This window comes from Kitasatospora sp. NPDC029312 (assembly GCF_055569215.1).
On record NZ_JBVHXY010000043.1, the window covers coordinates 61764 to 71234 of the forward strand.

Sequence of the window (9471 nt, forward strand, 5' to 3'; positions counted from 1 at the left end):
CGCCGCTCGGGGCGGCTCCCCACACCGGGGAGCCGCCCCTCGCGCGTATGCCGCGGCGGTTGAGCCGCGGCGCCCGGACATAACAACTCGCGCGCACCTCCCCAGGTGGCCGAGGATTGCACCGTAGGGTTATGGGCATGCCGGGTGATGGCGCACCAGCGCGCCACCCGGGCAGACAGCCCGAACCCCCGCGGGACGAAGGCTTCAAACGGAAGCCGCCCGCATCCGAGAGAGCGTCCAGACGCAGGACCGCCCGTCCGGCCCGGCAGCCGTGAGGCGCCGGTCCTCGGTAGTGGCCCCCGGAACCCCCGCAGCGAGCGGGGCACCCCGGAGGCTTCGATCGAAGACCGGCCCGACTGCCGCCCTCCCTGATCAGGAGGGCCCGGGGCCAGCACGAGGCAGTGCGCGGAGACGCTCTCCCGGAGACGTACGAAAGAGGAGATCTTCCAGGTGGAAGAGAACGTGTTCTACGCCGAAGCCGTGATCGACAACGGTACCTTCGGCACCCGTACCATCCGCTTCGAGACCGGCCGCCTGGCCCGTCAGGCCGCCGGCTCCGCCGTGGCCTACCTGGACGACGACACCATGGTGCTGTCGGCCACCAGCGCGTCCAAGCAGCCGAAGGAGCACTTCGACTTCTTCCCGCTGACCGTGGACGTCGAGGAGCGGATGTACGCCGCGGGCCGCATCCCCGGCTCGTTCTTCCGTCGTGAGGGCCGGCCCTCCGAGGACGCGATCCTCACCTGCCGCCTGATCGACCGCCCGCTGCGCCCGTCCTTCGTCAAGGGCCTGCGCAACGAGGTCCAGGTCGTCTGCACCATCATGGCGCTCAACCCCGACCACCTGTACGACGTGGTCGCCATCAACGCCGCCTCCGCCTCCACCCAGCTGGCGGGCCTGCCGTTCTCCGGCCCGATCGGCGGCGTGCGCGTCGCGCTGATCAACGGCCAGTGGGTCGCCTTCCCGACCCACAGCGAGCTGGAGTCGGCCGTCTTCGACATGGTCGTCGCCGGTCGCGTCCTGCCGGACGGCGACGTCGCGATCATGATGGTCGAGGCCGAGGCCACCGACAAGACCATCAAGCTGGTCGAGGGCGGCGCCGAGGCGCCGACCGAGGAGGTCGTGGCCGCCGGCCTCGAAGCCGCCAAGCCGTTCATCAAGGTGCTGTGCGCCGCGCAGTCGCAGCTGGCCGCCCAGGCCGCCAAGCCGACCGCCGAGTTCCCGGTCTTCCTGGACTACCAGGACGACGTCCTCGCCGCGCTGACCGCCGCCGTCAAGGACGAGCTGGCCCAGGCCCTCACCATCCCGGGCAAGCAGGAGCGCAACAACGAGCTCGACCGCGTCAAGGCGGTGGCGGCCGAGAAGCTGCTCCCCGAGTTCGAGGGCCGCGAGAAGGAGATCAGCGCCGCCTACAACGCGCTGACCAAGAAGATCGTCCGCGAGCGCGTCATCAAGGACAAGGTCCGCATCGACGGCCGCGGTGTCACCGACATCCGCACCCTGGCCGCCGAGGTCGAGGCCATCCCGCGCGTCCACGGCTCGGCCCTGTTCGAGCGCGGCGAGACCCAGATCCTGGGCGTCACCACCCTGAACATGCTGCGCATGGAGCAGCAGCTGGACACGCTCTCCCCGGAGACGCGCCGCCGCTACATGCACAACTACAACTTCCCGCCGTACTCCGTCGGCGAGACCGGCCGCGTGGGCTCCCCCAAGCGCCGCGAGATCGGCCACGGCGCCCTGGCCGAGCGGGCCATCCTGCCGGTGCTGCCCTCCCGCGAGGAGTTCCCGTACGCCATCCGCCAGGTCTCCGAGGCGCTCAGCTCCAACGGCTCCACCTCGATGGGCTCGGTCTGCGCCTCGACCATGTCGCTGCTGAACGCCGGTGTGCCGCTGAAGGCCGCCGTCGCCGGTATCGCCATGGGCCTGATCTCCCAGGAGATCGACGGTGAGACCCACTACGTCGCGCTGACCGACATCCTGGGCGCCGAGGACGCGTACGGCGACATGGACTTCAAGGTCGCCGGCACCCGCAACTTCATCACCGCACTGCAGCTGGACACCAAGCTCAACGGCATCCCGGCCTCGGTGCTGGCCGCCGCGCTGAAGCAGGCCCGCGACGCCCGCCTGCACATCCTCGACGTGATGAACGAGGCCATCGACTCCCCGGACGAGATGTCCCCGAACGCGCCGCGCATCATCACCATCAAGATCCCGGTGGACAAGATCGGCGAGGTCATCGGCCCCAAGGGCAAGATGATCAACCAGATCCAGGAGGACACCGGCGCCGAGATCACGATCGAGGACGACGGCACCATCTACATCGGTGCCTCCGACGGCCCGGCCGCCGAGGCCGCCCGCACCACGATCAACCAGATCGCCAACCCGACCATGCCGGAGGTCGGCGAGCGCTACCTGGGCACCGTGGTCAAGACCACGACCTTCGGCGCGTTCGTCTCGCTCATGCCGGGCAAGGACGGCCTGCTGCACATCTCGCAGATCCGCAAGCTGGCCGGCGGCAAGCGCGTCGAGAACGTCGAGGACGTCCTCGGCGTCGGCGCCAAGGTGCAGGTCGAGATCGCCGAGATCGACCCGCGCGGCAAGCTCTCGCTCATCCCGGTCATCGAGGGCGAGGAAGGCGGCGAGGCCGCTTCCGAGTGAAGCGCCGCTAGCTGACCCCTTGCGGCCCGTACGCCTCCCGGCGTGCGGGCCGCACCCTGTTGCCCACGCGTTCGTCCGTACGTGCCCCGCACGTGCGTTTTCTCTGGAGGTACCCACCGTGGCCCAGGCCCCGGCGGTAAAGCAGCGCCCCGGCACCACCCGGACCCTGCTCAAGGGCGTCGACGGCGCCGGCACCGTGCGCCGCACCGTGCTGCCCGGCGGCCTGCGGGTCGTCACCGAGACCCTGCCGACGGTGCGCTCCGCGACCTTCGGCATCTGGGTCGGCGTCGGCTCGCGGGACGAGACCCCGCAGCTCAACGGCGCCACCCACTACCTGGAGCACCTGCTCTTCAAGGGCACCGAGCGGCGCAGCGCGCTGGACATCTCGGCCGCCCTGGACGCGGTCGGCGGCGAGATGAACGCCTTCACCGCGAAGGAGAACACCTGCTACTACGCCCGGGTCCTGGACACCGACCTGCCGCTGGCCATCGACGTGGTCTGCGACATGCTCACCGGCTCGCTGATCCGCACCGAGGACGTCGAGGCCGAGCGCGGCGTCATCCTCGAGGAGATGGCGATGGCCGAGGACGACCCGGGCGACGTGGTCCACGACCTCTTCGCCAAGGTCATCTACGGCAGCGGCCCGCTCGGCCGCCCGATCCTCGGCACCCAGGAGACCATCAAGGCGCTCACCCGGGACCAGGTCGCCGGCTTCTACCACCGCCGCTACCGCCCGGAGCACCTGGTCGTCGCCGCGGCCGGCAACCTCGACCACCGCAAGGTGGTCAAGCAGGTCGAGCAGGCCTTCGCGCCGGTGCTGGCCCGCTCCACCGCCGCGCCCGCCGAGGCCCGGCGCGGCGTCAAGGCCGTGCGCACGGCCGGCAGGGTCGAGGTCCTCAACCGCTCCACCGAGCAGGCCCACCTGGTGCTGGGCGTGCCCGGGGTGCCCCGGCACGACGAGCGCCGCTGGGCCATGGGCGTGCTCAACGCGGCCCTCGGCGGCGGAATGAGCTCCCGGCTCTTCCAGGAGATCCGGGAGAAGCGCGGCCTGGCGTACTCGGTCTACTCGTACTCCTCCTCCTACGCGGACAGTGGCCTGTTCGGCATCTACGCCGGCTGCCAGCCCAAGCGGGTCGAGGAGGTGTTGCGGATCTGCCGCGCCGAGCTGGCCAAGGTGGTCGCCGACGGCATCACCGAGGAGGAGCTGCACCGGGCCATCGGCCAGATCTCCGGCTCCACCGTGCTCGGCATGGAGGACACCGGCTCGCTGATGAACCGGATCGGCAAGGCCGAGCTCAGCTACGGCCACCACCTGTCCGTGGACGACATGCTGGAGCGGATCGCGGCCGTGACCCTCGAGGACGTCCACGCGGTGGCCCGTGATGTGCTGGGCGCGTACCGGCCGTCGCTGGCCCTGATCGGGCCGGTCAACGACAAGCGGGCCGCCAAGCTCGCCGATCTGCTGGTCTGAGACTGCGCGGTCGAGACGGCCCGGCCGAGGTCGCCCGGGCCGGGACCATCCCATCCGAGTTCGCTGGTGAGAGGACTTTCGCTATGACGCTGCGTGTCGCCGTGATCGGCGCCGGGGGCCGGATCGGCTCCGAGGCGGTCAAGGCCGTCGAGGCCGCGCCCGACCTGGAACTCGTCGCCACCCTCGGCCGCGGGTCCAAGCCGGAGGAGCTGACCGAGGCGGGCGTCCAGGTCGCCGTCGAGCTGACCCACCCCGACTCGGTGATGGGCAACCTCGACTACTGCCTGCACCACGGCGTCCACGTGGTCACCGGCACCACCGGCTGGACGGACGAACGGCTCGCCACCGTCCGCGGTTGGCTCGACGACGCCCCGGAGCTCGGCCTGCTGATCGCGCCGAACTTCTCCATCGGCGCCATCCTCGGCATGAAGTTCTCGCAGATCGCCGCCCGGTACTTCGAATCGGTCGAGGTGGTCGAACTGCACCACGACCGCAAGGCCGACGCCCCCAGCGGCACCGCCACCCGCACCGCCCAGCTGATCGCCGCCGCCCGCGCCGAGGCCGGCCGCCCGCCCCAGCAGGACCCCACCACCCACAGTCTGCCCGGCGCCCGCGGCGCCGACGTGGACGGCGTGCCGGTGCACGCCGTACGGCTGCGCGGCCTCCTCGCCCACCAGCAGGTGATGTTCGGCGACACCGGCGAGACGCTCACCATCCGGCACGACTCGCTGCACCACAGCAGCTTCATGCCGGGCATCCTGCTGGGCGTGCGCAAGGTCGTCGAGACGCCCGGACTGACCTTCGGCCTCGAACACTTCCTGGACCTGTGAGCCCGACATGACCTCCCGTACCGGTTTCTTCGTCCTGTCCGGCGTGCTGCTGCTGGTCGCCCTGCTCTGCGTGGGAGAGGGCGTCCAGCTGGTCGCCACCGGCAAGCCGCTCGGCATCGGCATCGGCCTCTGCGCCTTCGTCATCCCGCTGATCGGCGTCTGGTTCCTGCGCCAGACCGTCCGCTTCGGCCGGGCCAGCGAGCAGCTCGCCCGCGAGCTGGAGGCCGAGGGCGGCCTGCCGGTGGACGAGCTGAAGCGCACCACCGGCGGACGGATCGACCGGGCCTCGGCCGACGCGGTCTTCGCCCGCCGCCAGGCCGAGGCGGAGGCCGAACCGGGCGACTGGCGGGTCTGGTTCCGGCTCGCCGTGGCCTACGCCGACGCCGGTGACACCCCGCGCGCCCGCAAGACCATGCAGCACGCCATCAAGCTGCACAGCACCGAACCCGCAAGGAGTAACGCGTGAGCGACGAACCGACGGCCCCCAGCTTCCGCAGCGACGTGACGGTGGAGCTGGTCCGCAGCGCCGCCGCCGACTCGGACGTCATCTGGGCGGCCCGGGTCTCGACCGCGGGGGAGCAGTCCCTGGAGGCGCTCCAGCAGGACCCGGAGAAGTCCAAGGGCCTGATCAACTACCTGATGCGGGACCGGCACGGCACGCCCTTCGAGCACAACTCGATGACCTTCTTCATCAGCGCCCCGATCTTCGTCTTCCGCGAGTTCCACCGCCACCGCAGCGGATGGTCGTACAACGAGGAGTCCGGGCGATACCGCGAGCTGCAGCCGGTGTTCTACCTGCCGGCCGAGGAGCGCAAGCTCGTCCAGCAGGGCCGGCCCGGTCGCTACGAGTTCGTCGACGGCACTGCGGAGCAGCACCGGACCACCACCGGGGCGATGGAGGCCGCGTACCGCGAGGCGTACGCGCGCTACCGGGAGATGCTGGCGGCGGGCGTGGCCCGGGAGGTGGCCCGCGCGGTGCTGCCGGTCGGCCTGTTCTCCTCGATGTACGCGACCTGCAACGCGCGCTCGCTGATGCACTTCCTCTCGCTGCGCACCAAGCGGGAGAACTCGGCGGTGCCGTCGTTCCCGCAGCGCGAGATCGAGATGGTCGCCGAGCAGATGGAGCAGCAGTGGGCCCGGCTGATGCCGCTCACCCATGCGGCCTTCGAGAAGCACGGCCGGGTCGCCCCCTGACCTGGGATGACAGGCATATGGGCAGAGTGTCGGGCATGTCTGGATTGCGGCTTTTGTAGCCGCTCCCTACATTCATGACACGGATTCCGGTGCTGCCCGAACCCCCGAGCGGGCAGCACCGGGATCCCATTTCCCTCAGCCCTGACCTGCTACACCTGTCCGAACCCTGGACCGGCATGGGTACCGCCCCACCGCCTACGAGTAGCTTTGGACGCATGGCTCCGACCTCCACCCCCCAGACGCCGTTCGGCCGGGTGCTGACCGCGATGGTCACCCCGTTCACCGCCGACGGTGGACTCGACCTCGACGGCGCCCAGCGCCTCGCCACGCACCTCGTCGACTCCGGGAACGACGGCCTCGTCGTCAACGGCACCACCGGTGAGTCCCCGACCACCAGCGACGCCGAGAAGGCCCAGCTCGTCCGCGCCGTGGTGGAGGCGGTCGGCGACCGGGCCCATGTGGTGGCCGGCGTCGGCACCAACGACACCCGCCACAGCGCCGAGCTGGCCCGGCAGGCGGAGGCCGCCGGGGCGCACGGCCTGCTGGTGGTCACCCCGTACTACAACAAGCCCCCGCAGGAGGGCCTGTACCGGCACTTCACGCAGGTCGCCGACGCCACCGGCCTGCCGGTCATGGCGTACGACATCCCGGGCCGCAGCGGGGTCGCGCTGAGCCACGAGACGCTGGTCCGGCTCGGCGAGCACCCGCGGATCGTGGCCAACAAGGACGCCAAGGGCGACCTCGGCGCCGCGGCCTGGGCGATCGCCCGCTCGGACCTGGCCTGGTACTCCGGTGACGACATCCTCAACCTGCCGCTGCTGTCGGTCGGAGCCGTCGGCGTGGTCAGCGTCGTCGGGCACGTGGTGGCCGGTGAGCTGAAGGCGATGATCGAGGCCTACCTGGCGGGCGATGTGGCCAAGGCCACCGCCGTCCACCAGGGACTGCTGCCCGTCTTCAGCGGTATGTTCCGCACCCAGGGCGTCATCCTGGCCAAGGCCGCGCTGGAACTCCAGGGCCGGCCGGCCGGCCCGCTGCGGCTGCCGCTGGTCGGCGCGACGGCCGAGGAGATCGACCGATTGAAGCAGGATCTCGCCGCCGGCGGGGTACACCTGTAGCAGACACAGACGTGCGCGCCCCGGCTCGCCGGACCCTCACGGGCCCGCCGCTGGACCGGACAGCAGGCGTGAGAGCACAGACCCAGTAGGAAAACGACACTGAGTACGCACGCCATATGTCTCCAGGGGGAGGACCCCGGGCATATGGCGTGCGTCGTGAGGAGAGTCTTTTGAGCCACCCGCACCCCGAGCTCGGCGCGCCCCCGGCCCTGAAGGAGGGCGCCCTCCGCATCACTCCGCTCGGCGGCCTCGGCGAGATCGGCCGCAACATGACGGTCTTCGAGTACGGCGGCCGCATCCTGATCGTCGACTGCGGCGTCCTCTTCCCCGAGGACGAGCAGCCCGGCGTGGACCTGATCCTCCCGGACTTCACCTACATCCGGGACCGTCTCGACAAGATCGACGGCATCGTCCTCACCCACGGGCACGAGGACCACATCGGTGCCGTCCCCTTCCTCCTACGGGAGAACCCGGACATTCCGCTGATCGGCTCGAAGCTGACCCTGGCCCTGATCGAGGCCAAGCTCGTCGAGCACCGCATCCGGCCGTACGTGCTGGAGGTCAAGGAGGGCGAGCGCGAGCGCATCGGCCCCTTCGACTGCGAGTTCATCGCGGTGAACCACTCCATCCCGGACGCCCTCGCCGTGGCCGTCCGCACCCCCGCCGGCATGGTCGTGGCCACCGGTGACTTCAAGATGGACCAGCTGCCGCTGGACGGGCGCCTCACCGACCTGCCGACCTTCGCCAAGCTGGCCGAGGAGGGCATGGACCTGCTGCTGGTGGACTCCACCAACGCCGAGGTCCCCGGCTTCATCCCGCACGAGCGGGACATCTCGGCGGCGCTGCGAAACGTTTTCGCGAACGCCGACCGGCGCATCATCGTCGCCTCCTTCGCCAGCCACGTGCACCGCATCCAGCAGGTGCTGGACGCCGCGCACGAGTACGGCAGGAAGGTCGCCTTCGTCGGCCGGTCGATGGTCCGCAACATGGGCATCGCCCGCGACCTCGGCTACCTGAAGGTCCCGGGCAACATGGTCGTGGACGTCAAGCAGCTGGACGACCTGCCGGACAAGGACGTCGTGCTGATCTGTACCGGCTCCCAGGGCGAGCCGATGGCGGCGCTGTCCCGGATGGCCAACCGCGACCACCAGATCCGCATCGTCGAGGGCGACACCGTCGTCCTGGCGTCCTCGCTCATCCCGGGCAACGAGAACGCCGTCTACCGCGTGATCAACGGCCTGACCCGCTGGGGCGCCAAGGTCGTGCACAAGGGCAACGCCAAGGTGCACGTCTCCGGCCACGCCTCGGCCGGCGAGCTGCTGTACTTCTTCAACATCTGCAAGCCGCGCAACCTGATGCCGGTCCACGGCGAATGGCGTCACCTGCGCGCCGCCGCCGAGCTGGGCATCGCCACGGGTGTCCCGCGCAACCGCGTGGTCATCGCCGAGGACGGCGTCTGCGTCGACCTGGAGCAGGGCGTCGCCCGCATCGTCGGCAAGGTGCAGGCCGGCTACGTCTACGTGGACGGTTCCTCGGTCGGTGACATCACCGAGGCCTCGCTCAAGGACCGCAGGATCCTCGGCGAGGAGGGCTTCATTTCCGTCTTCGTCGCGGTCGATTCGACCAACGGCAAGATCATCGGCGGCCCGACCATCCAGGCACGCGGCTCCGGCATCGACGACGGCGCCTTCGTACCGGTGGCCTCCAAGCTGCAGGAAGCACTGGACCGCTCGGCGAGCGACGGCGTGCTGGAGCCCCGGCAGGTGCAGCAGCTGGTGCGCCGGACCGTCGGCAAGTGGGTCGCGGACAACTACCGCCGCCGGCCGATGATCCTGCCGGTCGTGGTCGAGGTCTGAGGCTCCTCCTCAGCTTGCGGTTGAGTCTCGTCCGCCCCCTGGGGCTGGTTTGACGTGGGGCGACCCGGTGCGTAATGTTCTCCGGGTTGCCCCACGGGACGAGCCCCAAGGAAGTTCTCGAATCTGAATTCGAGAAGGACCGGGAAAACGGACCGAGAAACTCTGGTAGAGTTCGGGAGCGCCGAAAGGCAAAAGCCGAATCGGATGAATGAAACTTCGGAAAACGGAGCGGAAAACATCTGATAAGCTGGAAACACGAAAGAACGAAGCGCCCGGAGGGCCCGCTGGAAGGCGGCCTGAAGGAAGTGTCCGTTCCTTGAGAACTCAACAGCGTGCCAAAAGTCAAC

The 9471-nt window shown here is 70.0% G+C and carries 7 protein-coding genes; all 7 read left to right on the plus strand.

All coding sequences use genetic code 11. The features are described 5' to 3' along the window. Positions 1-450 precede the first annotated feature (450 nt). Entirely contained in the window at positions 451-2658 is a 2208-nt protein-coding gene (locus ACZ4WV_RS28495; RefSeq protein ID WP_465751497.1) for a polyribonucleotide nucleotidyltransferase, read from the plus strand. A 103-nt stretch (positions 2659-2761) separates the two neighbouring features. After that, positions 2762-4129 carry a M16 family metallopeptidase gene (locus ACZ4WV_RS28500; RefSeq protein ID WP_465751504.1) on the plus strand — a complete coding sequence of 456 codons (1368 nt, stop codon included), beginning with the start codon at positions 2762-2764 and terminating at the stop codon, positions 4127-4129. Between the two features lie 83 nt (positions 4130-4212). Continuing rightward, positions 4213-4959, plus strand: a complete 747-nt coding sequence (gene dapB, locus ACZ4WV_RS28505) for a 4-hydroxy-tetrahydrodipicolinate reductase (protein ID WP_465751498.1) — start codon at positions 4213-4215, stop codon at positions 4957-4959. Between the two features lie 7 nt (positions 4960-4966). Next, positions 4967-5425 carry a tetratricopeptide repeat protein gene (locus ACZ4WV_RS28510; protein WP_465751499.1) on the plus strand — a complete coding sequence of 153 codons (459 nt, stop codon included), beginning with the start codon at positions 4967-4969 and terminating at the stop codon, positions 5423-5425. Further along, positions 5422-6153: an FAD-dependent thymidylate synthase gene (gene thyX, locus ACZ4WV_RS28515; protein WP_465751500.1), complete on the plus strand. Its 732-nt coding sequence runs from the start codon at positions 5422-5424 to the stop codon at positions 6151-6153. The genes ACZ4WV_RS28510 and thyX overlap by 4 nt, the downstream gene beginning before the upstream one ends. Positions 6154-6368: 215 nt before the next feature. Beyond that, positions 6369-7268, plus strand: coding sequence for a 4-hydroxy-tetrahydrodipicolinate synthase (dapA, locus tag ACZ4WV_RS28520; protein ID WP_465751501.1), 900 nt, complete (start codon positions 6369-6371; stop codon positions 7266-7268). A 170-nt stretch (positions 7269-7438) separates the two neighbouring features. Beyond that, positions 7439-9124 carry a ribonuclease J gene (locus ACZ4WV_RS28525; RefSeq protein WP_465751502.1) on the plus strand — a complete coding sequence of 562 codons (1686 nt, stop codon included), beginning with the start codon at positions 7439-7441 and terminating at the stop codon, positions 9122-9124. Positions 9125-9471 lie beyond the last annotated feature (347 nt).